The following is a 24402-nucleotide window of genomic DNA, read 5'->3' on the forward strand; positions in this document are numbered from 1 at the left end:
CCGGTCTAGCGCTTGACGAACCGATAGTGCCCGACGCCCCATTCGCTGCCATGCGCGTAGCCGAACAGCTCGGCCACGGCCATATAGAACATGCGCCACCGTTGCAGCCACACTGCCGCGTCGCGCGCGCCGTAGGTATCGGCGAGCATCGGCATCACCCGGTCATGCGCCGCGTCGAGCGCGGCAAGCCAATGATTCGCCGTGCGCTCGTAATGCGTGCCGCTCACCCACCATTGCCGCTCCACGCGTAGATCGTCCTGGAAATTGAGCAGCAGCGCTTCCGACGGCATCGTGCCGCCGGTGAAAAAGTACTTCGACATCCAGTCGGTGCCGTCCTCCACCTGGAAGTGATATGCAAGCGTGCGATGCGCGAAGATATGCACGAACAGCTTCGCGTCGTCGCGCATCCAACGCGCGATTTTCGCGAGCAGCAAGCCATAGTTTTTCATATGCTCGAACATCTCGATCGACACCACGCGGTCGAAGCCGCGGCCAAGCTGTGCATCGTCGAATTCGAAATCGACAATGTTGCCCGTCACCACGGAGAGGTTGTGCAAACCTGCCTGCGCGGCGCGCGCTTCGATGAACGCACGCTGCCCATGCGAGTTCGATAGCGCGACGACCCGAGCATTCGGATAACGCGCCGCCAGCCATAACGACAGCGAACCCCAGCCGCAACCGAGGTCGAGAATCCGCTGACCGTCGGCAAGTTCCGCCCGCTCGGCATAGCGTTCGAGCATGGCCGCTTCGGCTTGCGCGAGCGTCTCGTCACCGGTCGGATACAGGCAGCATGAGTACTTCAGATGCGGCCCGAGATGTGCGTGAAAGAACGACGCCGGCACCTCGTAATGCTGCGAGTTGGCGGCTTGCGTTTCGATGGCGATCGGGCTCGCACGCAGATCGTCGAGCAGACGGTTGAGCCGTTGCGCGCGCAATTCGCCGTTGTCGGCCGCTTCGTCGCGCAAACGCTGACGCATCAACTGACGCATGCCGAAGCGGATCACGCTGTCCGGCAGCCAGCCGCGTTCGCAGCTTCGAATGAGCCAGCCGTCACTGGGCTCGGCAGGCGATGGCGGCAGGGTTTGGTCGGTGGTGGATAGGCTCATGAAACTGACTCCCTGTCGTTATTCTGGACTTTTTGAATGCGCGCGTGCGCCGTGGTCGCGTGTTCAACTCCGCGGCGGCCACGGAATCAGCGCGCTGGTGGTGCGCATGTAATCGGCGTAACCCGGGCGCCGCTTTGCCATGCTTTCTTCGAGCAACGGAATGCCGGAGAGCTTCAGCAACAGAAACGCCATCAGCACCGGCGGCAGCAGCGTGAACCAGGCCCACGGCGTGCCGATCGACAACGCGATATAAGCCAGCCAATGCACGCATTCGAAGAAGTAGTTCGGATGCCGCGAGTAACGCCACAAGCCGACACGGCACACCCCGTCGCGATTGGCCGCATCGGCCTTGAAGCTTTGCAACTGGCGGTCGGCCACGGCTTCGCCAGCCACGGAGACGATCCACACCACGACGGCCAGCACGACCCAACCAATAGCGGGCGCCGTGCCGCGGTACGACGGCACGAGAAACGCGATCGACAGCAACATCGAAATAACAACTTGCAACTGGAAAAACCAGAACATCCTGCTCGCCGCCTTGTCGCCCCATTCTTCTCGAAAGCGGTGATAGCGCGCGTCTTCGGGCTTGCCGGCGTTGCGTTTCCACAGATGCGTGCCCAGCCGCACGCCCCAGATCAAACCGCCGAGCGCGGTCAACGCGCGCGCGTCGGGGTCGCCGGTGCCGAGCACCGCGTAGAGCACCGCGACGAGGCCGAGCGAATACGCCCAAACGGGATCGACCATGCCGGCGTTTTCGCTCTTCAACTGCCACGCCCAGACCGCGCTGAAAATCGCGACGAGTCCGACCAGGGCAATCACGGCAGTGGCAAGTGGCGGCATGGTTTCTTCGTTCAATGGCGATGCGGGTTATACGCTGCGGCGGTGGTATCGGATGCGCGCGGCGCGCCCGCTAGTCCTTGTCGCCCGGCAAGGCGAAGCCCGGCTTGCCCAACTGATCCGGCCGCTGCGGCACGCGCCTGAAGCGCGACGTGTCGTAGCCCATCGCATCGAGCCGCGCAAGCAAGGCCCGATACGTGTCGTCGCTCATGTCCGGTTCACGCGAAAAAATCCAGCCGAGGTTTTTGCCTGGGTAGCCGAGGATCGTGTAGCGATAGTCGGGATCGACATAAAGCGTCAGTTGCGTCACGTGGATGGGCCAGAACAACTGCACGCTCCACTCGCCGCCGTCTTTGCCGGGCACGGGCGTGTCGAGAAACTGGTAATGCTTTTCCTCGGCGTCGAAGCTCTTCTTGCGGCCGTAGTACGAATCGTCGATCTTGCCGTCCTGGCGCAGTGTCCATTCGGCGCGGCTCGCCACCATGTCGCGCTCGGCGAAGTACGGAATGTTCGCGATGATGTACCAGCGGCCCATATAGCGCGGCAAGTCGACGGGCACGGTGGAGAGCGGCTCGCTCGCACGCGGGTTGGGATTGGGCGGATCGTTGGAACAGGCCGCGAGCGATAGCAGCAGCAGCGACGCCATAGCAGTGGCGGCGGCAGTGGCAATGGCATAGACAACTCGGCGCATGGCGGCGGCCTCGAACGTGTGGCGGCAATAAACGTATTACGTTCGACAGGGCTGTCTGGATGCGTGCTGCGCCCGTGAGTCGGCACGGCTGATTCGCGTCACGACACAAAGCCACCCGCAAACGGTGCTCGCCGACAAGTTCGCGCACGCGCGACCGTTGCGGTGCTCTAGCCGTCCAGGCGGTCACACCTGAACTGCACGCTTTAACAACGCTACCGACCGACCCGCTGCTCAGCAACGCTTTACGCCGGGCTTACAAGCGGCGCGAGCCGGTTAGCGTTATCGTGTCCGCAACGCCTGCTCACACGTCAGTTCCGTCATGTCGATCCGCTTCAACGCCCCATTCACCGCCTTGCTTGCCGCCGCCCTCTTCGGCGCGACGACACCGGTCGCCAAGGCACTGCTCGGCTCGCTCTCGCCGTTCCTGCTTGCCGGACTGTTCTACCTCGGCAGCGGCTGCGGCCTTGCCGCGGTGATGCTCGCGCGCCGGCTGAAAGGCGGCGGCGGGCAGCCGGCCAGCCACAGCCCTTTCCCTTTCCGCGAAATCCCTTGGCTGGCGGGCGCGATCGCGGCCGGCGGCGTCGCAGGACCCGCGTTATTGATGCTGGGTTTGCAAACGACACCGGCCGCCACCGGTTCGCTGCTGCTGAATCTGGAAGGCGTATTCACCGCGCTGATCGCGTGGATCGTGTTTCGCGAGAACGTCGACGTGCAGGTATTCCTCGGCATGGCCGCGATTGTCGCGGGCGGCGTGGCGCTGTCCTGGCATCCAGGCGCGGCGGGATTGCCGCCGGGCACGCTGCTGCTGGCCGGCGCCTGCGCGTGCTGGGCCGTGGACAACAATCTCACGCGCAAGGTGTCGGCGCACGACGCGATGTTCATTGCCTGCATAAAAGGGCTAGTGGCCGGTGCGGTCAATGTGGCGCTCGCGCTCACCCTCGGCGCCGCATGGCCGAAGCTCTCGACTGTCGCGCTCGCCATGCTCACCGGCTTTGCCGGCTACGGCGTGAGTCTGGTGCTGTTCGTGGTCGCGCTGCGCAATCTCGGCACCGCGCGGACCGGCGCTTATTTCTCGGTTGCGCCGCTATTCGGCGTGACCCTGTCATGGCTGCTATGGCCGGAACTGCCGCAGCCGCTCTTCTGGGTCGCCGCCGTCTTGATGACGCTCGGCGTGTGGCTGCACATTCGCGAACGTCATGAACATCCGCACACGCACGGTCCGCTCGAGCACTCGCATCGTCACCGGCACGACGCGCATCACCAGCACGAGCATGATTTCGCTTGGGACGGCGACGAGCCGCATACCCATCCGCACCGCCATGCACCCATGACGCACGCGCATGCGCATTTCCCGGACATCCATCACCGGCACACGCATTGATTTTTGGCTCGGCCACGCTGCGCGGGCATTCGCTGCATCGCAAGACAAAAATCTTTCTGAAAAAAAATCAGGCGATAGGTCGATTCAATTGGCATCGCCGCGCATCGCATCCTGTAATGAAACTCCTGTCGTACACGTGCCACCGTTTGACCCGCCTGCACCTTTGGAGATATCTATGTCGCAGCCCGAGCCCAATGTAGACGAATTAGTGAAAAGCATCGCCGAGGAAACGGACACGCCGGCGGAAACCGTTTCGAAGATGTACGCGGATACCTTGGCCAGCTATCGGCACGACGCGCGTGTATTCGACTACGTGCCGCTCTTTGCCGCGAAAAAAGTACGCAACCAGCTTCGCGACAATTCGAATCGCAAACACTGATACGGCGGCGCGCGGAGACCACCGCCTGCTGAATCGTTTATTCGCCTCGACCGACCCGCGCGAAAATTCACATAACGCGCACTGAATTTTTTCCCGCTGATAGACTCTGGCCCAGAACCATCGACTCGGGGGAGTTGGCATGCGGGTAACAATCGTAGGCGCGGGCATCGCCGGTTTGAGCACGGCATGGTCGCTCTCGAAACAGGGACATGACATCACATTAATCGAGCAGGGCTCGATTCCAAATCCACTCGCCGCATCGGGCGACCGGCATCGCATGATTCGTCGCGCATACGGCGATGCAGACGGTTATGCGCGAAACATCGAAGAGGCGTTCGATAGCTGGGACCTGCTATGGCACGATCTCGGCGTGTCCCATTACGCAAATTGCGGAGTGCTCGGCATTTCGCAATTCGCAGGCGATGGCGCCGAACAGTTCCGCACCGGTCTCGACCGGATGGGATTCAAGTACGAACGGCTCGAACCGCTCGAGGCAGCGGCACGCTATCCGTTTCTCGACCCGTCCACGTTTCGTTACGCTTACCTCGATCACGACGGCGGCGCACTATTCAGCGAACGCATTGCGCGCGACATGAAGGCGTGGCTCAAGATGCGCGGTGCCGACATTCGCATGCACACCAAGGTGCACGCGGTCGATCCGAAGACCGCTTCCGTGCGACTCGAAAATGACGAGATCGTGCGCGCCGACCGGCTCGTAGTCACCGCGGGCGCGTGGACGCCGCAACTGTTTCCCGCGCTTACCGAAAACCTCATGATGTATCGCAACACCGTCGCTTATCTGGAGCCTCCTGCGGATCTGGAAGACGCGTGGTCGAAGGCGCCCGCGATCGTCGACATAGGCGGCGCGAGCGACGGCTATGTGCTCCCGCCGCTCGACGGCATTGGTCTGAAGTTTGGCGCGGGCATCAATAAATCGCTCACGCCGGATCCCGATGCGAATCGCGTCGCGGCGCCCGGTGAGGGCGACCGTTTGCGGCGACTGTTTTCGCCGCCGTTTAGCCGGATCGACGAATATACGGTATCCGAAGTAAAAACGTGCGCGTACACGTTCACGGCGGATAAGCGGTTCTTTTCGAAGCGCATCGGCAACACGTTGGTCGTATCGGCTTGCTCCGGACACGGCTACAAATTCGGCGCAGCGGTAGGACGGCGAATCGCGGAGACGCTGGAGACCGACGACGACGCCACGCTCACGCGCTGGCTCAGAGCCGAGACGGTCTGAACGGTTGCTTTTACTCGTACGTAACGATGGTTGACGCCAACGCATTGTTTATCCCGCAGCAGGACGGCATCGACGAAACCGCCATGAGGCTCGCCGCGCTCGCCTGCATCGACGGCTTTACCGCCTGCTTCAACGCACGCGATCTCGACGGCATGGACGCGCATTTGCACTTTCCGCACGTCATTCTTTCGGGCGAACAACTGGTGATCTGGGAACGGCCGGGCCAATTGCCCGCCGGCTTCTTCGACGATCTGACGCGCGATACCGGCTGGCATCACACCGCGTATCAGGAAAAGCACGCGGTGCTGGTGAGCCCGCGCAAAGTGCACCTGCGTGTGGTGTATTCGCGCAACCGCGCAGACGGTTCGATCATCACGCTGCATCGCAATGTGTGGATCGTGACGTGGCAGGACGGGCGCTGGGGTATCAAGCAGCGTTCGTACTGAGTGCGGTTTGCTATCCATTTGCATAGGGGCTGCTGCGGCACCGCGCTCCACATTCGACATCAACAGCCCATCGTCCACGCGTGGCTCCATATTCCGGCCGTACTGTGGAGCTAACAATGGTGCGTCGAATTTCTTATGCTGACGGATTGGCAGTCTTCAACTCAACAAGGAACCGCACATGTCCGATCCGATTCAGATCCGCCCCGTCGTCCCCGGTGACTTCGACGCATGGCTGCCGCTCTGGGACGCTTACAACGCGTTCTACGGCCGCTCGGGCGAAACCGCGTTGCCGCGCGAGATCACGCAAATTACGTGGGGACGTTTCTTCGATGGCTACGAGCCGATGCATGCGATGGTCGCCGAACGTAACGGCCAGTTGCTCGGCCTCGTGCATTTCCTGTATCACCGTCACACGACGATGAAAGGACCGATCTGCTACCTGCAAGACCTCTACACGCTCGACAGCGAGCGCGGCAAGGGCGTCGGCCGCGCGTTGATCGAAGCGGTATATGAGCGCGCCAAAGCCGATGGCTCGCAACGCGTTTACTGGCAGACCCACGAAACGAATCAGACGGCGATGAAGCTCTACGACAAGGTTGCGGACCGCTCAGGCTTCGTGGTGTATCGCAAAGCGTTGTGATGCCGCGCAGCGGACTCGCGTAGCACGCTTGCCGCTCGTTTTGCCGCGCCGCGCGCCCCACGCGGCGCGTCGCCCACTTATCTCCGACCGTTCGCGTGGCCACCATGCGCCGCGCATTGCCCAGTCCGATTCTCGCCGCCTTCCAGACCCGCGCCGTTCAAGTTTTGCGTGCGGTCTGCCGTTATCGCCATTGGACGGAGCTACATCCGGCTCCATGCGGTTCATCGGCGAAAACCTGGGCGATCTCCTCATGGAGGGGCGCAAACGAATCGGACACTGTACATGCCTTCGATCATCGGCATCGATCTTGGAACCACCCATAGTCTCGTGGCAATCTGGCGCGACGACCGCGCCGTGCTCATTCCGAACGCGTTAGGCGAGACGCTCACGCCCTCGTGCGTCTCCATCGACGACGATGGCTCGATCCTCGTCGGTCGACCCGCCCATGACCGCTTGCATACGCATCCCGAGCGCACCGCCGCCAACTTCAAGCGCTATATGGGCACAAGCCGCGCCGTGCGGCTCGGCACGCAAACGCTGCGTCCCGAGGAGTTGTCCTCGCTGGTGCTCAAGTCGTTGAAGGCCGATGCCGAAGCCTTTCTCGGCGCACCGATCAGCGACGCCGTGATCGCCGTGCCCGCTTATTTCAGCGACGCGCAACGCAAAGCCACGCGCATCGCCGGTGAACTCGCCGGGCTGAATGTACTGCGCCTTGTCAACGAACCGACCGCCGCCTCGCTTGCGTATGGCGTGCATCAACGCGATAGCGAGCGCAAGTTTCTGATCTTCGATCTGGGCGGTGGCACCTTCGACGTCTCCGTGCTCGACTTCTTCGAAGGCGTGATGGAAGTGCGCGCCAGCACCGGCGACAATTTTCTGGGCGGTGAAGACTTCACCGACGCATTGGTCGAGTTGTTCTGCCAGCGCAACGGCCTCAAGCTCCAATCGCTCGCGCCGATTGCCGCGCAACGGCTACATCAGCAGGCCGAACGTGCGAAACGTCAGCTGACGCAGAACGGCGTCGACAGTGTCACGCTTGAACTTTCGATCGGCGACCGTGAGCACGCGCTCGAACTCGATGCGGCCGCCGCGGAGCGCACTTGCGAGCATTTGCTGCAGCGACTGCGCAAACCGGTGGAACGCGCATTGCGCGATTCGAAAATCGCCGTCGCCGCGCTCGATGAAATCATCCTGGTCGGCGGTGCGTCCCGTATGCCGATGGTGCGCAAGCTCGTCTCGAAGATGTTCGGTCGCCTGCCCGCCGGACATCTGAATCCGGACGAAGTGGTCGCGCTCGGCGCGGCGGTACAGGCCGGACTTGTCGGACGCGACGCCGGACTCGACGAAATGGTGTTGACCGATGTCGCGCCCTACAGCCTCGGTATCGACACGGCCATGCAGGTCGGCCCGGCTCAGTTCGTGCCGGGTCACTTTCTCCCGATCATCGAACGCAACACGATCGTGCCGGTGAGCCGTATGCAGCGCATTTTTACGGTGCGCGACCGTCAGCAGATGCTCAGCATCAAGGTGTTTCAGGGCGAAGCGCGCTTGACCGCGGATAACGTCGCGCTGGGCGAATTCACGCTCGAAGTGCCGCTCAAAGCAGCGGGCGAAGCTGGCGCGGATGTGCGTTTCACCTACGACATCAACGGTGTTCTGGAAGTCGAAGCCACGGCGTTTCCGGGTGGCGTAAAGCGCGCGATGGTGATCGAAGAAAACCCCGGCGTGATGACGCCGGAAGAAATCCGCCAGCGTCTCGCGGCGTTGAGCGCGCTGAAGATTCACCCTCGCGATCAACTCGAGAACCGGACGCTGTTGACGCGCGCCGACCGTGTCTACGAAGAAACACTCGGCGACCATCGGCAATATCTGGCGGCGTATATCGCTCGCTTCCAGGCGCTGATCGAGCGCCAGAATACCGATGAAATCGCGCAGGCGCGCGGTGAACTGAGCGCGCTGCTGGATCGCTTCGATGTACATGTGACTTACTGAGCGGCCATGAATACGATCTCGAACAATCAATGGCCCTGGGACGTGCTCGGCGTCGAGCCGAGTGCCGATGAGCGTGCGGTGCGTCGCGCTTATGCACGGCTGTTGAAACAACAACGTCCGGATGAAGATGCTGAAGCATTTCAGCGTCTGCGGTACGCGTATGAATCCGCGTTGCAGATGGCGAGCGGCGCGGTCGCGAAGGCAGCAATAGCGGAGCCGACAGCGAACGTCTCCGGGGCCGAACCCGCCGTTTTGATTGCAAACACGCGCGAGCCCGCAACCGGGCCGGCGACGTCCCACGTGACGGTCGACGCTTCGGAAATCGAAGCCGCTACCCCCGAACCCGACGCCTTTGGAACCGCCGTCCAACTCTGGCACAACTTCATCGCGCAAGCGGACGATCTCAAGTCGCGCCGTTCGCTGCAGGACTTGTTCGCCGCGGTCGTCAACATTGCGACGCGCGACGAACTCGAATGGCAGGCGCTGTGTCATTGTCTGAACGAGGACACGCCCGCCGCGCTGCGCATGAACCTGAGCGCAGTGCTCGGCTGGCGGGACAACTCGACACATTTGCGGCGTCGCAACGCGGCCATCGCCACGCTCGCCTTGAACCGCGTGTTCGCCGATGAAGACTACGACGCGCTGCGTCTGCGCTTCACGAACGCAATGGCATTGCTCGAAGGTCCGCTGCCGCAAATGACGGCCGGCGCGCGTGCATTGCTTCGGGCCGGCGCGCGTGCCGAGATGGAGCAGTTGTTGACTGCTCTCGGCCGCTACCATCCGAATGTTGTACGGCTGCGGCTCGATGCCGAGAAAGTCGATTTCTGGGGACGTTGCCTCAAATTCCGCATCGGCGCGGGCCGTCTGTTTGGTCCGGCGCTCGCGTTGAACGCGTGGTGCGGTTTGCTGTTCGCCGACGCGTCGCTGAACCCCAACGGCAACCGGTGGTTCGATCAGTGGTCGCCCGCTCAGTTGGGCATTTTCCTGTCGACGCTGATGCTTGCCTTGATCACGGTCGCCGCCACGACCGTGCTGCTGTCCGAGCCGCAGCAACAGCGGCTGCGGGCGTTGCGCTCGATCGGCTGGCTGCGGTATGGCTGGATTCCGGTGTGGCTTGGCGCGACCGCCTTTGCATTGTGCGAGGACGGCAGCGGCCGTTCGACATCAATAGCGATGGTCACGTTGGGCGTCTGTACAATCTGGGCCGCGTTGATTCACGGCTGGCCGCCCGTCAAAGAACTCGCGATACTGGCCGCATTCAGCGCGGCGGCGTTGGGTTTTGCGGGTCATTGGATCGCGATGGATCCGCGTGCGTGGCCGATGCCTTATGCGCACGGTGTGCTGTTCGCGTTCTTCATTTCGTTTCCGCAAGCGGAATGGCGCGGTTGGATCGCGCGGCAGCCGCGGTTGTTTTGGGCTTGCGTGCCTTTGTGGTTCGCAGGATTCGTAGCGTTGATCGTGCTGCTGTTGCAACAGGATGTGCGTGCGACGCAGTTCGCGTGGGCGTTGTTTGCGGTGATGGCGGCCACGGGCGGCGTGCTGGCGACGACGCGTTGGAATGATTTGCGCAATGCGATACCGGCGTTTTTTCGTGGGTATGCGAACCTTGTGTGGATGGCGCTGGCGATTTATAAGCCGGATATCATCGCTTGTGTGAGTGCGGGGTTGATGAGTATCTGGGTTATTGAGGGGATCAGGCAACGGCGGGAAACGCGACAGGCAACGCGGTAAACGCGCTACAAAAACAAAGGGGCACACCACCCAGTGCGCCCCTCGTCTCCCAGCTAATTGCGGCACTACGACATCAACCGCCCACCAAACTCGAACCGCACGAAATTCTCAAGCCTCGAGCTGCTCCAGCACCTTCCCCTTGGTCTCAATCCCAAGAAAGTGCACCGCCACCGCCGCAAGAAACGGCACGGCCGCGAGAATATAAAACGCCACCTGCAAATTGCCGCCGACCATCGTCTTCGACACGATAGCCGGCGCGAAGATCGCCGCCACCTTCAGCCACGCGCCGCCGACGCCGCAGCCCATCGCGCGGATACTCGTCGGATACAACTCCGGCGTATAGACATAAGCCGTGATGAACCCGCAAGCGAGGAAGCCCAGCGAAAATGCGCAGCACGTCGCCACGACATACACCGACGAATCGTGGAACACACCCGCCAGTAGCAGCGAAATCGCACACGCAACAAACGAGAGATTGATGATCGGCTTGCGTCCCACCTTGTCGACCAGCAATGCGCAAGTGAGCGAGCCCACCACGCCGAGCACCGAAGCGGCCACCGCAAGATTCAACGCGAGTTGCAGCGGCGCGTGATAAATCGTGCGGTAAATCGTCGGCAGCCACGTCGAAAGGCCGTATTGAATGAAGCCGCAGGTAATCCACAACATGGCCACGGCCAGCGTGCGCTTCAGGTACGCCGGACCAAACAGGTCGCCCATGCGGCGCTTCGGATGGCGATTGGCCATCGCTTCAAATTCAGTCGTGTGAGTGACCGGCGGCAGCGGACCTTTGACCGAACGCTCGAACACATGCACCGCAGCGTCCGCGTCAGCCATCTGTTCACGTTCAGCAAGCCAGCGCGGCGATTCCGGCACGAGTTTGCGCAGCACGAAGAACAGAATCAACGGCATGCCGCCGATAAAGTACATGGCTTGCCAGCCGAAACGCGGCACAATCCACGCACCCAACGCATTCGACGCAAGCAGGCCGACCGGGAAAACGATTTCATACAACAGCACGAAACGGCCACGGCCATGCGCACGGCTGATCTCGTTGATGTAAGTCGCGGCCACCGGCAGTTCGCCGCCGAGTCCGAGCCCTTGAATCACGCGCAACACGACGAAGGCTGCGAACGTCGGCGCAAAACCGCAAGCAATGCTGGTGATGCCGATGATCCCCGAACTCAGCGCGATCGCCTTCACGCGCCCCTTGCGCTCCGCATACCACGGGAAAACGAACGCGCCGATCAGTTGCCCGACCGAACCGGAGCCGATCAGAAAGCCGATTTCCCACGGCGTGAGATGCCACTTCGCGATCAGGATCGGCAACGTGGCCGCAATGGCGATCACGTCGAAGCCGTCGAAGAACGTCGCGAGACCGATCAGTATGCGCGCGCGCACCTGCATCGCATTCTTGGGCAAGCGCTCCAGACGCGCGATGATCGAGCCCCGGGTCACAGGGCCTGAGACACCGGCGCTGCTGCGGTCCCCCATGGTGTTGTCGATGGTTCTCATGCCGTTGTGCCGTCCGTAGATGTGGTTAGGCAAGTGCCGTTGAGGCGTCGGTCAGGGTGGCAAGGTCGATGGTCCGGCCTTGGTTCATCCATTTGCGCGACAGTTTCAGTTCGCGCGGCGTATTGATGGCGATCACGCCGCGAATCGCGCTGTCTTCCAGATGAAACAGCGTGGCGCGCTTGCCGGGCAAATCGCCGCGCACGGCCAGTTGCGCATCGCCTGGAATGTCGCCGAGAATCTGCAGATTGACGTCGTACTGATCGGACCAGAACCACGGAATGTCCGCATACGGTTCGAAGGTGCCGAGCAATGCTTTCGCGGCGGCAATCGCCTGGTTCTGCGCATTGGCCCAAGATTCGAGCCGCACGCGGCGCTTGAGCCACGCGCTCGGATGATTGGCGACGTCGCCGCACGCGAAAATGCGCGGGTCGTCGGTGGCGCCGAAATGATCGACCACGATGCCGTCTTCCACCTTCACGCCCGCCGCTTCCGCCAGCGCCGTGTGCGGCGTAAGCCCGATGCCGGCCACGGCGAAATCGGCGTCGAGCGTCGAGCCGTTTGCGAAGGTGGCGCGAATGCGCTTGGCGTCGTTCGGATGATCCGCGAGCGATACGAGCGAAGCATTCAAACGCACGTCGACGCCGTTCGCGCGATGCAGATCGAGCAGGAAGCTGGACACCATCGGTGGCAGCGAACGTGCGCACAGACGCGGCGCGCCTTCTACCACCGTTGCATCCACGCCGAGCTTGCGCGCCGTGGCGGCGACTTCAAGGCCGATCCAGCCGCCGCCCACCACCAGCACGCGCTTGCTGGCGCGCAGCCCTTCACCCAGAGCGACGGCTTCGTCGAGCGTACGCAGGTAAGCAATGTGCGAGGTCTTCACAAGCGACTCCGGCAGCTTGCGCGCCGCGCCGCCCGTGGCGATCACCAGTCGGTCGTATTGCACTTCGCGGCCCGACTGCGTGCGCACGATGCGCTGTTCGCGATCGATCGAAGTCGCGCAATCCGGTTGCCATGCTTCGATATTCAGCGCCTCGAAGTCGTCGGGCTTTACGAGCCGCACGGTATCGATATCCGCTTCGCCCGCGAGCACCGCTTTCGACAGCGGCGGGCGTTCGTACGGCAGATGCACTTCGTCGGCGATCATCACGAGGCGGCCGTCGAAGCCTTCCTTGCGCAAGGTCTTCACGACCCAGCCGGCCGCCTGGCCGCCGCCAATCACGACGATCGTGCGCGGTGCTTCCAGTCCGGCATGGGCGGCTTGCGCCTTTGCAGCAGCAGCGTCAGTCATTTTTCCGCTCCGTCATGAACTTGCCTTCCGGCGCCTGCGCGTTTTTTTGGCGTCGCGTATTGCCGTCGATACCGCCGTCGATCGCCCATTCGGCGAACACGGTCGGACCCGGCTCGAAATCGCGCGGCTGCCATTCGGGCGTGAGCTGGTCTTCGTCGGCGTAATACTCGATCAAGCCGCCTGCCGGATTCTGGAAATACCAGAAGTAAGCCGACGACACCGGATGACGCCCCGGCCCGAGTTGCGTGTCCCAGCCGCAGCGGCTGATATGCATGCCTCCGCCGAACACTTCATGAATATCGCGCACGGTGAACGCGACGTGATTCAGGCCGCGCTTACCGTTGGGCAAGGCCAGCAGGAAAATGTCGTGATGGCCGCCGTGCGGCGCGCAGCGCATGAAAGCGCCACGGCCCGGATAACGGTCCGACATTTCGAAGCCGAGCAGTTCTTGGTAGAACTTTTCCTGTTCGGCGAGTTTGTTCGTGAAGAACACCACGTGGCCCACTTCGACCGGTTCGGCACGCTCATAAATCGGCGAAGGCTGGTCGACGCGCAGCGTCTGGCCCCACACGTTCGACGGCGAGCCGTGAATGTCGAGCGCGCGCTTGCGGGTCACTTCGACGCGAATCGCCATGCCGTTCGGGTCGATGCAGCCGACGGCGTCGTCGGTTTCGAAATGGCCCGGCTGACCGGCGAAGCGGCCGCGCAGTTCGTCGAGTTCGGCTTTCGTGGCCACGCCCCACGTCACTTCGCGCAGCGTCGGGCCTTCTTCGAATGCGGGCGGCAACGAAGCATCGCCTGCGTTCATTAAAAGAATCGTGCAGCCGTTCAGCGTTTCGAAACGTGCCTGGGTTTCGTCGTGCGCGACTTCCTTCAAGCCCCAGTCCGCGAAAAAGCGGCGACAGGTGGCCAGATCCGTCACGCCGTAAATAATCTGTTCAATGCCGAGAATCGTCATAACGTGCCTCTTGCGTATCTTGCGTATTAATTCGCCCGGGGCGCGTTAGCCCACGCCAGCGGCGCGTCGTTCAAGCCCCAGTAGAGGCTCTTCTGTTGCATGTATTCGCGGATGCCGAGCCGGCCTTTCTCGCGTCCCATGCCGCTCTCTTTCCAGCCGCTGAACGGTGTCGAGATGGAGAACAGCTTGTAGGTATTGATCCAGATGGTGCCGGCTTGGAGTGCGCGGGCAATCCGGTACGCGCGCTTATAGTCCCGCGTCCAGATGCCGGCGGCGAGGCCGAACACGCTGTCGTTCGCTTCTTTGAGCAGCGAGGCTTCGTCGTCGAACGGCATGGCCACCAGCACCGGGCCGAAGATTTCTTCCTGGCAGATGCGGGCGTTGTTGGTGAGGCCTTCGAGAATCGTCGGCTGGAAGTACGTGCCGGCTTCGCGGCCGTCGCCAACCGGACGCTCGCCGCCGCACAGCAGCTTGCCGCCTTCTTCGAGACCGAGCGCGACATAACGCTCGACGGTTTCGCGATGCGCCGCTGTAATCAGCGGACCCATTTGCGTTTCAGCACGCGTCGGATCGCCTACGCGCAGCTTGCGCGCGCCTTCCGCGAGACGCTTCATGAACGCGTCGTAGATCGAGCGCTGCACGAACAGACGCGAACCCGCGATACACGCTTCGCCCGACGAACTGAAAATACCGTACAGCACGCCGTTGACCGCGTGATCGAGATCGGCGTCGTCGAATACGATGGTCGGCGACTTGCCGCCGAGTTCAAGCGACACCGGCATCAACTTGTCCGCCGCGATGCGCGCGATGCCGCGGCCCACTTCGGTGCCGCCCGTGAACGACACCTTCTTCACCAGCGGATGACGCACCAGCACGTCGCCGATCACCGAGCCTTTGCCAGGCACAACGCTTAGAACGCCCTTTGGCACACCAGCTTCTTCGCAGATGCGCGCCAATGCCAGCGAGACCAACGGCGTCACTTCGGCAGGCTTCAACACGACCGCGTTGCCTCCCGCGAGTGCCGGAGCGAGTTTTTGTGCGTCGGAAGCAATCGGCGAATTCCACGGCGTAATCGCCGCGATCACGCCGATCGGCTCGTAGATGCTCATCGTCAGATAATCGCCACGCGAGGGCGTGACTTCTTCGTCGAGTGTTTCGAGGCACGCAGCGAAATAGCGGAACGTGTTCGCGGCGCTCGCCACCAGTACACGCGTTTCGCCGATCGGCTTGCCGTTATCGCGGCGCTGCAATTGCGCGAGCGCTTCGTGACGCGCCATGATCAGATCGGCGATGCGGTACAGAACCAGCGCGCGTTGATGCGGCTTCAAACCCGACCAGTCCGCGCGGCGCCATGCGAGGTCCGCGGCTTCCACGGCGTCGCGCGCGTCGTCGGCATTGGCCGTCGAGATTTCCATGTTGACCGACTGATCCGCCGGATACAGGCTTGTGTACGGGTTGCCACGCCCTTGCCGCCATTCGCCGCCGATGAAAATATCGCCGGTGGGCACGAGGCTGGTATCGAAGTGAGTCATGTCGGTCATTCCAGTTTGCTTCAGCTATTCAACTGATGGCTTAGATCACGCAACGTGCCGCGCGATTGCGTAGCGCACGCATCGCGCTATACGCGGTCAGTGCGGACGTCTTGGGGTTATCCGGGAGCGGCTTGCCGCACATTTCGAGCGACATCTCGCCGAATGCGCCGCGCGCCACGATGCGATGCACGTTGCGCGTCACGTTCGGATCCGCGATCAGTCGAACCGTGGTGTGGTCCAGACCGAGGCCCGCCAGCGCGATCGTCGCGGCCACGTTGGCGTTCTTCGGATACAGCCGCGCCGCTTCGCGCGCGCTGCCTTCGAAGATCACCTTCTCTTCATTCAGCGTGTGCAGATCGCAGAGCTGTTCCGCCGGCGTGCCGAGCCAACCCGTAGGCGGCTTGCGGCCGGTGTACAGCACTTCGTCGAGACCGCCGAGCTTGGCGGCGGCCAGCGCATCCACACCGCCGATCGCGCCGGAGAGCAGCGTCAGCGTGGCGTCGCCTTCATCGGCGGCGGCGGACAATGCGTCCAGCAGCAGCATGTCGGACAGCGCGCCGATCGACGCGACCGCGCAGTCCGTGCCGGCCTTCAGCAACGGCACTACGTGATCGACCAGCGCGCTATGTCCCGCGCATTCCAGCGCGAAATGCGGCTGGCTGCTCAAGGCGGACACGGAGGCCACGACATCCACCGAGTCGCCCACTACTTCACGCACCGCAGCCATGTGACGCTCCGGCACGATCACGTGCGACACGCGCACGGTCGGATCGGCGGCGACCGAGCGATACACGGCCTGACCGATCGCGCCGAAGCCGATCATCGCGACGTCGACGGGTGCGTGATGCCCCGCGTAGCCCGCATCACGCATGTTCCGGCTCCTGTTCCTTGACCGGCGGGCCGGCAAACGCGGTGGCGAACGAGCCGACCGACAGCATGTCCACTTCAACCAGCACCGGACCGGTCTTCGCCATGCCTTCGCGAATGATCGCGTCGGCCTGATCGAGCGATTTGATGCGGTAGTGCGTGAGCTTGAGGCTCGCGCAGAACTGCGCGAAATCCGGCTGGTGCAGATCGACGTAGCAGCGGCGGCCGCCGTATTGCGCGTCCTGAATGTTGCGAATCACGCCGTAGCACTGATCGTTCATCAGCACGATCATCACGTTGGCGTTTTCCTGCACGGCCGTCGCGAGTTCGCCGACGTTGACCATCAAGCCGCCGTCGCCGACGAGGCACACAGTCTTCGCCGCGCTACCCGCAAGCGCCGCGCCGATGCCCATCTGCATGCCCTGGCCGATGCCTCCGCCCAAAGCGTGCACGCCCGCACGCGGCGAGAAAATCTTCAGCATGCGGTTGCCCCACGTGCTGTTCGAGATCGTGACGTCGCGCACCCAGTTGTAGTCGCGGCCCACTGCGGCTTGCAATGCGTCGACGAGACGCTTGTACGGGCCGAGGCCCTTGCCCACGTCGGCGACGGCGCTTTCGCGTGCGGCCGCGAGATCCTGCGCAAATGTCGGATCGACCTTGAGACGGCCTTCGAGCAGCGTCGCGAGTTCTTCGAGCACCGAAGATGCATCGCCGTGGATAAACATCTCGTTGTGATAGCCACGGTTATCAGCAAGCGCGTCGGCGTCGACGCGATACAACGGTTGCGGCAACGCGAGCTTGTACTTCAGCGTTTCATTGCCGCGCAGACGCGAACCGACCACCAGCAGCGCGTCGCACGTCTTATAGAAACTCTCGACCGCCGTATGCACGTTGAACGCGCCGAGCGTCGCCGGATGATCTTCCGGCAGCACGCCGCGGCCTTGCACGCTGGTCACGACGCCGAACCCGAGCTTGACCAGACGCTCGACTGCCTTCGTCGCGTGACGCGTGCCGCCGCCCAGCCACAGCAGCGGGCGCCTGGCCGTCGCCAGCGAATCGGCGAGTTGCGCGACGCGCTGCTTGCAATGTGTGAGCGTCGTGATGTGCGGCGCGGCGAGATCAGCGGGCCATTCCACTTCGGCGGCCTGAATGTCGATCGGAATCTCGACGCTCACCGGACCGCTCGGCGCGGTCTGCGCGACACGCACGGCTTCGCGGATCGTCGGCAATGCGGTTTCGACGGAACGCACGCGAAACGCGGCCTTCGAAATCGACGACAGCATCGACAGTTGATCCGGTGCTTCATGGATATACGCGAGGTCCTGATCGAGGTATTCGGTTTCGATCTGACCCGTGACGTGCAGCAGCGCGGTGCCGGCGGTCAAGGCTTCCACCATCGCACCCGCTGCGTTGCCCGCCGCGGTGCCCGTGCTGGTGAATGCAACGCCGAGGCCGCCGGAGACACGCGCGAGGCCGTCGGCCATGTTCACCGCGCCGGCTTCGCCGCGCGCGCCGACATAGCGGATCTTGCCGCGGTTGTGGATCGCGTCGAGAATCGGCATGTTGTGGATCGAGATCACGCCGAATGCGGTTTGAACGCCGCATTGCTCGAGAAAGGCGGCGATCAGTTCGCCAACGGTGGTTTTGTTAGACATGTCGTGCAACGCCTCCAGAAACATCGATATGACTGCCCGTCGTATAGGACGACAGCGTCGTAGCCAGATAAAAGAGCGCTTGAGCGGCTTCTTCGGGGCGACCGAAGCGACCTAGCGGAATGTTTTTCTTGCGCGCCAGTTCGGCGGTCCAGTCTTCCCAGCTCTGACCCGGCCGCGCTTCTTTCGTGTAACGGCGGCGCCATTGACCCGACTCGACGATGCCGATCAGAATCGAATTGACGCGGATGCGCTGCGGCGCGAGTTCCACCGCGAGCGACTTGAGCAGGTTCTGCACGCCGGCGCGCGCTGACGAAGTCGCCACCATGTGCGGCTCGGGTTGCAGAGCGAGCAGCGAGTTGACGCAGACAATCGCGGGATTGGAAGCGTCGCGCAGCATCGGCAGGAACGCGCGAGTCGGGCGGATCACGCTGAAGTACTTCAGGTCGAGTTCTTCGCGCCAGGCCTCATCGGTGGTGTCGGCGAAAGTCGATACGCGGCCTTGGCCCGCGTTATTCACCAGCATGTCGGTGCGGCCGAAACGTGTTTGCACCGCTTCCGCGAACGCTTTCACATCGTCAGCGTCGAGCACATTGCAACGATGCGCGAGCAATTGCGCCTGCGGGAACTGCGCCTTCAACGCGGCTTCCGCTTGCGCGAGACGTTCGGTGTCGCGGCCGCAGATCGCGACCGAGGCGCCTGCCCGCAGAAACAGTTCGGCAGTCGCGAGGCCGATGCCGGACGAACCGCCCGTCACCACCGCTACCTGTCCGCTCAAGTCGATTTGGATCATCAGAGCCCCAATGCCTTCATGTAGTTACTGCCCGACTTCGCGCCACCCTTCGGCCGATAGTTGAGCCGCTGCGAGAGGTCGTCGGCCGCGCGGCGGACCTGGTCGATCAGGCCGCTATCGAGCAGCGACGCGTCGATTTCGTGGCGCGGAATCGTCGTCGTGATGACAGCGACAATGCGCCCCGTGTCGTTGCGCACCGGCGCGCTCACCACCGAAATGCCGCGTTCGAACGACGACTCGCTGATCGCGAAACCACGCCGCGCGTCGTCGCGAATCCGTTCGTACAGGTCGTCGACGGTGACCGGCGTCTGCTTCGTGAAGCGTTCGAGTTCCGGCTCGGGATAGAGCTTCTTCAGTTCGTCGAGCGTCAGGTCGCCCATCAGCACCTGGCCGTGTGTTGTGGCATGAGCCGGCAGACGCGTGCCCACATTGACCTTCACGGAACTGAAAATCGGCGTGTGGCTTTGCGCCTTGGCGACGAACACGACATCGCGTCCATCGCGAATCACGATGTGGCTGGTAAGGCCCGTTTCGTTACGCAGCGCCTCGATGACCGGCAAGCCGAGGTCGGTCAATTCGAGCGAGCTCAGATATTCGAAACCGAGCCGCAGCACCGCGACGCCGAGGCGATAGTTGCGGTCCTTGTCGGCACGCTCCAGAAAGCCGAGCGATTCGAGCGTTTGCAACAGACGGAACACCGTCGTGCGAGGAATCTTCAGGCGCTTGGATAATTCCGGTGCGCCGAGAATCGGCTCGCGGGGTGAGAATTCCGTGAGAATCTTCAGACCGCGTTCAAGACCGGGCACCCGGTAGGCGGTGTCGCCGTTGGTGTCGGTGCGGTCTTCGTCCGCGTCGCGCTCGGCGTGAGCGGTGTCGGGCGTGTCGGGCGTCATTCATTGGCTCCGTTGTCCGTCGCTCGCGCGACAGAACGTGTCGATGATCGCGATGTACGCGGCGGGGGCTTCGATATAGCCGGCGTGGCCCGCGTGAGGCACGACCTGCAGTTTGGTGCCGGCGGCCAGCGCGAGTCGCTCGCAAGCCTCGGGCGCCGTAATGGTGTCGTCGGCGCCGACGGCCACGTTGACGCGGCCATCAAAGCGCGCGAGATCGCCGGCGAGATCGGCGTTGGCGAGCAGATGTGTGGCCTGTGCATAGCCGTGCGGAATCACGCGCGACATGTTCCAGCGCACCCATGCGCGCGCTTCGTCGCTCGCGTGAGCGGACAGCATGTTGGTACTGCGTTGTTCGGCGAGGCCTTGGGGGCCGAGTTCGTTTAGCATCGCGAGACGCTGATCGCGCTTCGTATTACGCATTTCTACCGATGCCGCGCCATACCCGCCAGCCGGCGACAACAGCAACAAACCGGCCACGCGCTGCGAATACTCAAAGGCAAACGCGCCGGCGATGATCGCGCCGAGCGAATGGCCGAGCAGCACGCAACGTTCGACGCCGAGCGCGTCGAGCCACTCTTTCAACACACTCGCGTAATCGGCTGCGGCGGGCGATCCGGCCGCCACCGGCGTGGATGCGCCATAACCCGGCGCATCCCACGCCAGCACGCGGCGCGTCGCGCCGAGTCCTTCGAACTGCTGCACCCACGACGCCGCACCCGAACCGATACCGTGCAGCAGCACCAGCGGCAGCGCGTTACTGTCGGCGCTATCCACTTCGCGATAGCTCACCGCGCGTTGCGAGGCCAGCCAGATCTGCTGCGCCGGAAAGCGCGCAAGGCGGGCTTCGAGCGTGGCGTGTTGATCAGCTGTAACGGACGGGACTGCGGACATGATTTCCTTCGCGGGTGTTTTAAAACTGCGGAAGCGTTTGAAGGCTTAACGCTTGAGTTTGGCCAGCGGCGAATCCGGCGGATACGTCGGCGTAATGGGCTTCGGCGAACCGAGCATCACGCACATCAAGGCGTCTTCTTCACCGACGTTGATTTCCGTGCGATACACACCCGGCGGCACCGAGATCAGATCGCGTTCGCCCAACACGGCTTCCCATGTTTCGCCGTCTTTCTCGCAGACCACTTTCATCTTGCCGCGCAGCACGAAGAAAATTTCTTCGACATCCATATGAATATGGCTCGGGCCGATGTTGCCGGCCGGAATCACCATCGTCGAAAACGTGAAGCCGCCCGCGGGCACCGTGTTCATGTCTTTCGCGACACCCGTGCCGCCGGTGCCGACGTAGCGCATCTGCGCGCGGCGGTACTTCGGGTCGTAGTCGGCCTGAAACTTCAGCGCGTCCCAATCGTAGCGACGCGTTTCCAGGCGCGCGACGCGGCTGTCCAGCCATTGGGCAAAGCTCGCGTCCGCGGGTTGGTCCCACGATTTGCGTTCGATATCGGCGTCCGCCATCTCTTTCTCCTTTCGATTCGACAAGATCAATTCATCACGAAGCCGCCGTTGACCGGCAGCAGTTGGCCAGTCACGAAGCGAGCGGCATCGGATAACAGGAACAGCACCGGCCCGGTGACGTCGTCGGGCACTTGTGCGCGCGTCAGCGCACGGCCTTGCAGGTAATACTCGTGACGCTCGGCGGGCACGTATGCGGTTGCTTCGACTTCGGTCAGCCCCGGCGCGATTGCGTTGACGGTTACGTTGTGAGCGCCGAATTCACGCGCCAGCGAGCGGGTCATCGAAATCACCGCGCCTTTGCTCGCGACATAGGCGAGCAGCTTCGGCGCGCCCCACATCGCCGTATCCGAGGCAATGTTGACGATGCTGCCGCGGCCCGAGTCGCGCAGATACGGCAGCGCGGCGGTGCTCATCAGCCAGGTGCCGCGCACGTTGACGTTCATCACGGCGTCCCACGTATCGACAGACAACTCGTCGGCGAACTTGCCGCCGGAGTTGGTGATGGCCGCGTTGTTGATCAGCGCGTCGAGACCGCCGAGTTGCGCCGCGCCTTGCTCCGCAAATTGCTTGATACTGGCGGGGTCGGCGAGATCGAGCGGCACGTAGGTGAGCGCATGTCCTTGCTCGACGAGCGATGCCGCGAGCGCGCGGCCTTCTTCATGCAACACGTCGCCGAACACGACGTGCGCGCCGGCTTGCACGAGCGAGCGGACGAACGCCGCGCCGAGACCACGCGCGCCGCCCGTCACGAGGACGCGCCGGCCGTTGAGCGCTGCGGACGCGTCGTTATGCATGGCTGTGGCCTGCTTCCGCCGCTTGCGCGACGCCTGCTTTTGCCGCTTCGGCGCGATGCGCTTCCAGCGCGGCAAAGTCCTGCTGCGCACGTTGGCGCAGCATGCGGCGCACGCGCGTCATGCCGACGTCGTGCTGATACAGGAATTCATGAGCGCGCGCGTTCGGCGCCATGCTTTCCAGCACATAGCGGTCTTGCTCCAGCACGGCCCAATGCAGACCTTCCAGGCGATTGCGATACAGGAAGCGCCATGCGTCGCGCTGCCAGCCCGACACTTTGCGAGTGCGCCAAAAGTAAACCTGGCAGTTGTCGCCGTCCACCGGCGTTGCGAAGCCGATGATTCCGAAGTTGCCGCCCGGGCCGAACTTCTTCTTGTAGGGAATGGCGAGGCGCATCCACAGCGTGCCGGTCTCGCCGAGTTCCACCCAGTCGAAATTCACGTCGCGCTGGCCGACCTTTTCAAACATCAGTCCAGTTTCGGTCTTGCGTACACGCATGTCGGCCTGCTTGTCGCCTTCGGCCATCGAGTGCGACGTCGCATGCAGATAGGCACCGTGCATGGGGTCCATCACGTTGTCGATCGCGTACTGGTAATTGCATTTCCAGTGCGACATACACAGGAAGCTCGCGTATTCCTCGCCAACCAATTCTTCCGGCAGCACGAGCGGCGTGGGCTCCTTATGCGCTTCGTCGCCGAACCACAGGAAGATTGCGCCGGCATGTTCTTCGACCGGATACGACTTCACGCACTTCTGGCCTTCCAGCGGACAGTTCGACACGGCGGGCACTTTGGTGACTTCACCGCTGCCGTCGATTTCAATGCCGTGATACCAGCACGCGACGCTGCCGCCAAGATTCCAGCCAAGCGACAGACGCGCGCCGCGGTGCGGGCAGCGGTCTTCGAGCGCGCGGACTTTGCCTTCCTTGTCACGCCACAGCACGATCTGATCGCCGAGACGCGTGATGCCGACCGGCGCGTCGCCGACTTGCCAGCTCGGTGCAACGGGATACCAGTAGTTGCGCAGGCCCTTGTCCAGATACGACTGGATCGGGTCCGCCGCGCCTTGAGTTGTATTGGGGGACGTCATGAAGAGACTCCGGGTACGAATGCGATGAACGTGTTCGGGAAGCGCGCCTATTCGGCGAGCAGGCGGAATTCGGCGGCGAGGCGGTCGGCGTTCCACGTGCCGCCTTCCGGGGTGCGGAAGCCGACGCGGTTCAGACCGTCGACCACTTCCTGCAACTCGATCGCGCCGGCTTCGAAGACTTTTTCGAGCGCGTCGCCGAAGTCGTTTTCGTACTGGGTCGGCTCGGCCTTGCGCGTTTGCCAGATGAAGTTCTCTGTCTCGCCCGGTTTTTCGATCACGCCCTTACCCGCGACGTTGTTCGGCTGGGGCGCGAGCCACGGTTTCAGGAAAGGATTGAAGTTCACGATTTGCTCTCGCATGTCATTCCACCTTGATCTGGATTTCTTCACCCGCGAGGCGCACCGAGTACACCTTCAGGTCGCGGCCACCGGGCTCTTTCAAGCATTTACCGGTCGGGATATGGAACACGGCTTCGTGCAACGGGCATTCGACGGTGTCGCCGTCGACAAAGCCCTGCGTCAGCAGCGCGTACGCATGGGGGCAGACGTTTTCCAGCGCGTACAGCGCTTCGCCCACCTTGTAGATGCCGATCTCGGCGCCGTCGAGTTTGAACTCGAGCGGCGTGTCATCGGACAGGTCGCCGGCATGGCCGGCGCAGCGCCATTGTTCAGTCATTTCTCGCCTTCTCCTGAAGCCCTATGTTCCATATACGGAACATCAGTTCGTGTATGGATAATTATAGGAGCGGGTTTGGCTGGAGAAAATAAAAATCTCGGCCGATAGGGGAAAACACCGAGCGTGGCGCTCGAAAGACAACGTCGCGGAATCGGGCGCGAACCGCTTCGATGCTCTGCGAGCCTTGTCACGCAAGGCTCAAGCCAAATTTTCAGTCGTATTGGCCAGCCCTTATACGGGTTTGTACGGGGTCCGAAAATTTATTTTGACCACCTGCAGACTCACTATAATTTTCCATAGGCGATACAAACGCCCATAGATGGAACACACAAAGCGTAGCAGTTTCGGCGTAAACGGCGCAGAACTGCATCCAACCCAAAGCACGGATCAGGGACGACGAATCTGGCGAGAGCTACCCGTCGTGTGATCAGGAGAACC

General features: G+C 62.7%; 24 protein-coding genes. 7 read left to right on the forward strand and 17 right to left on the reverse strand.

The window, feature by feature from the left end:
• Positions 1–5: 5 nt before the first annotated feature.
• The 3 genes from B0G82_RS25965 to B0G82_RS25975 form a co-directional block, all read right to left on the reverse strand.
• The gene (locus tag B0G82_RS25965) at positions 6–1106 is read right to left on the reverse strand and encodes a cyclopropane-fatty-acyl-phospholipid synthase family protein (RefSeq protein WP_121309510.1); all 1101 of its coding nucleotides are present in this window, start codon (positions 1104–1106) and stop codon (positions 6–8) included.
• A gap of 63 nt (positions 1107–1169) precedes the next feature.
• A complete protein-coding gene (locus tag B0G82_RS25970) occupies positions 1170–1946 on the reverse strand; it encodes a DUF1295 domain-containing protein (protein ID WP_116149021.1) in 777 nt (258 codons plus the stop codon).
• Positions 1947–2016: 70 nt separating this feature from the next.
• Positions 2017–2589, reverse strand: coding sequence for a lipocalin family protein (locus tag B0G82_RS25975; protein WP_241975007.1), 573 nt, complete (start codon positions 2587–2589; stop codon positions 2017–2019).
• A gap of 364 nt (positions 2590–2953) precedes the next feature.
• Here B0G82_RS25975 and B0G82_RS25980 point away from each other — a divergent pair, with 364 nt between their 5' ends.
• The 7 genes from B0G82_RS25980 to B0G82_RS26010 all read left to right on the forward strand — a co-directional run bounded on the left by B0G82_RS25980 (position 2954) and on the right by B0G82_RS26010 (position 10446).
• Positions 2954–4015, forward strand: a complete 1062-nt coding sequence (locus B0G82_RS25980) for a DMT family transporter (RefSeq protein ID WP_121309512.1) — start codon at positions 2954–2956, stop codon at positions 4013–4015.
• 175 nt (positions 4016–4190) lie between these two features.
• Positions 4191–4394, forward strand: a complete 204-nt coding sequence (locus tag B0G82_RS25985; protein ID WP_012428862.1) for a DUF3562 domain-containing protein — start codon at positions 4191–4193, stop codon at positions 4392–4394.
• 139 nt (positions 4395–4533) lie between these two features.
• Positions 4534–5637 (forward strand): FAD-dependent oxidoreductase, encoded by a 1104-nt coding sequence (locus B0G82_RS25990; RefSeq protein ID WP_121309513.1) that lies wholly within the window; start codon positions 4534–4536, stop codon positions 5635–5637.
• 26 nt (positions 5638–5663) lie between these two features.
• A complete protein-coding gene (locus B0G82_RS25995; RefSeq protein ID WP_121309514.1) occupies positions 5664–6083 on the forward strand; it encodes a hypothetical protein in 420 nt (139 codons plus the stop codon).
• 178 nt (positions 6084–6261) lie between these two features.
• Positions 6262–6723: a GNAT family N-acetyltransferase gene (locus tag B0G82_RS26000; protein WP_121309515.1), complete on the forward strand. Its 462-nt coding sequence runs from the start codon at positions 6262–6264 to the stop codon at positions 6721–6723.
• 282 nt (positions 6724–7005) lie between these two features.
• On the forward strand, positions 7006–8715 hold the full coding sequence (locus B0G82_RS26005; protein WP_121309516.1) for a molecular chaperone HscC: 1710 nt from the start codon (positions 7006–7008) through the stop codon (positions 8713–8715).
• Positions 8716–8721: 6 nt separating this feature from the next.
• Positions 8722–10446, forward strand: a complete 1725-nt coding sequence (locus tag B0G82_RS26010) for a J domain-containing protein (protein WP_121309517.1) — start codon at positions 8722–8724, stop codon at positions 10444–10446.
• Positions 10447–10554: 108 nt separating this feature from the next.
• On the opposite strand, the gene B0G82_RS26015 is transcribed toward B0G82_RS26010, so the two are convergent.
• The 14 genes from B0G82_RS26015 to B0G82_RS26080 are packed head-to-tail and all read right to left on the reverse strand — an operon-like array spanning position 10555 to position 23964.
• Entirely contained in the window at positions 10555–11958 is a 1404-nt protein-coding gene (locus B0G82_RS26015) for an MFS transporter (protein ID WP_116146548.1), read from the reverse strand.
• A gap of 25 nt (positions 11959–11983) precedes the next feature.
• Positions 11984–13249 carry an FAD-dependent oxidoreductase gene (locus B0G82_RS26020; RefSeq protein ID WP_121309518.1) on the reverse strand — a complete coding sequence of 422 codons (1266 nt, stop codon included), beginning with the start codon at positions 13247–13249 and terminating at the stop codon, positions 11984–11986.
• Positions 13242–14207, reverse strand: a complete 966-nt coding sequence (locus B0G82_RS26025) for a VOC family protein (protein WP_121309519.1) — start codon at positions 14205–14207, stop codon at positions 13242–13244. The genes B0G82_RS26020 and B0G82_RS26025 overlap by 8 nt, the downstream gene beginning before the upstream one ends.
• A 26-nt stretch (positions 14208–14233) precedes the next feature.
• Positions 14234–15739, reverse strand: a complete 1506-nt coding sequence (locus B0G82_RS26030) for an aldehyde dehydrogenase (RefSeq protein ID WP_121310855.1) — start codon at positions 15737–15739, stop codon at positions 14234–14236.
• 40 nt (positions 15740–15779) lie between these two features.
• Positions 15780–16610 (reverse strand): aspartate dehydrogenase, encoded by an 831-nt coding sequence (locus tag B0G82_RS26035; RefSeq protein WP_116146552.1) that lies wholly within the window; start codon positions 16608–16610, stop codon positions 15780–15782.
• Positions 16603–18261, reverse strand: a complete 1659-nt coding sequence (locus B0G82_RS26040) for a thiamine pyrophosphate-binding protein (protein ID WP_121309520.1) — start codon at positions 18259–18261, stop codon at positions 16603–16605. Before B0G82_RS26040 ends, B0G82_RS26035 begins: the two co-directional genes overlap by 8 nt.
• Positions 18254–19051 (reverse strand): SDR family oxidoreductase, encoded by a 798-nt coding sequence (locus tag B0G82_RS26045; protein ID WP_121309521.1) that lies wholly within the window; start codon positions 19049–19051, stop codon positions 18254–18256. The genes B0G82_RS26040 and B0G82_RS26045 overlap by 8 nt, the downstream gene beginning before the upstream one ends.
• Positions 19051–19944 (reverse strand): IclR family transcriptional regulator, encoded by an 894-nt coding sequence (locus B0G82_RS26050; RefSeq protein WP_121309522.1) that lies wholly within the window; start codon positions 19942–19944, stop codon positions 19051–19053. The genes B0G82_RS26045 and B0G82_RS26050 overlap by 1 nt, the downstream gene beginning before the upstream one ends.
• The gene (locus B0G82_RS26055; protein WP_121309523.1) at positions 19945–20835 is read right to left on the reverse strand and encodes an alpha/beta hydrolase; all 891 of its coding nucleotides are present in this window, start codon (positions 20833–20835) and stop codon (positions 19945–19947) included. It abuts the gene before it with no gap.
• A 45-nt stretch (positions 20836–20880) separates the two neighbouring features.
• Positions 20881–21408, reverse strand: coding sequence for a cupin domain-containing protein (locus B0G82_RS26060; protein WP_116122809.1), 528 nt, complete (start codon positions 21406–21408; stop codon positions 20881–20883).
• Positions 21409–21434: 26 nt separating this feature from the next.
• The gene (locus tag B0G82_RS26065) at positions 21435–22202 is read right to left on the reverse strand and encodes an SDR family oxidoreductase (RefSeq protein ID WP_121309524.1); all 768 of its coding nucleotides are present in this window, start codon (positions 22200–22202) and stop codon (positions 21435–21437) included.
• Positions 22195–23289: an aromatic ring-hydroxylating dioxygenase subunit alpha gene (locus B0G82_RS26070; protein ID WP_121309525.1), complete on the reverse strand. Its 1095-nt coding sequence runs from the start codon at positions 23287–23289 to the stop codon at positions 22195–22197. The genes B0G82_RS26065 and B0G82_RS26070 overlap by 8 nt, the downstream gene beginning before the upstream one ends.
• 47 nt (positions 23290–23336) lie before the next feature.
• Complete coding sequence (locus B0G82_RS26075; protein WP_106286454.1) at positions 23337–23648, reverse strand: recombinase-like helix-turn-helix domain-containing protein; 312 nt, start codon at positions 23646–23648, stop codon at positions 23337–23339.
• 1 nt (position 23649) lies between these two features.
• The gene (locus B0G82_RS26080; RefSeq protein WP_116122805.1) at positions 23650–23964 is read right to left on the reverse strand and encodes a non-heme iron oxygenase ferredoxin subunit; all 315 of its coding nucleotides are present in this window, start codon (positions 23962–23964) and stop codon (positions 23650–23652) included.
• Positions 23965–24402: the final 438 nt, after the last annotated feature.

Source organism: Paraburkholderia sp. BL17N1, assembly GCF_003634175.1.
GTDB lineage: Bacteria > Pseudomonadota > Gammaproteobacteria > Burkholderiales > Burkholderiaceae > Paraburkholderia.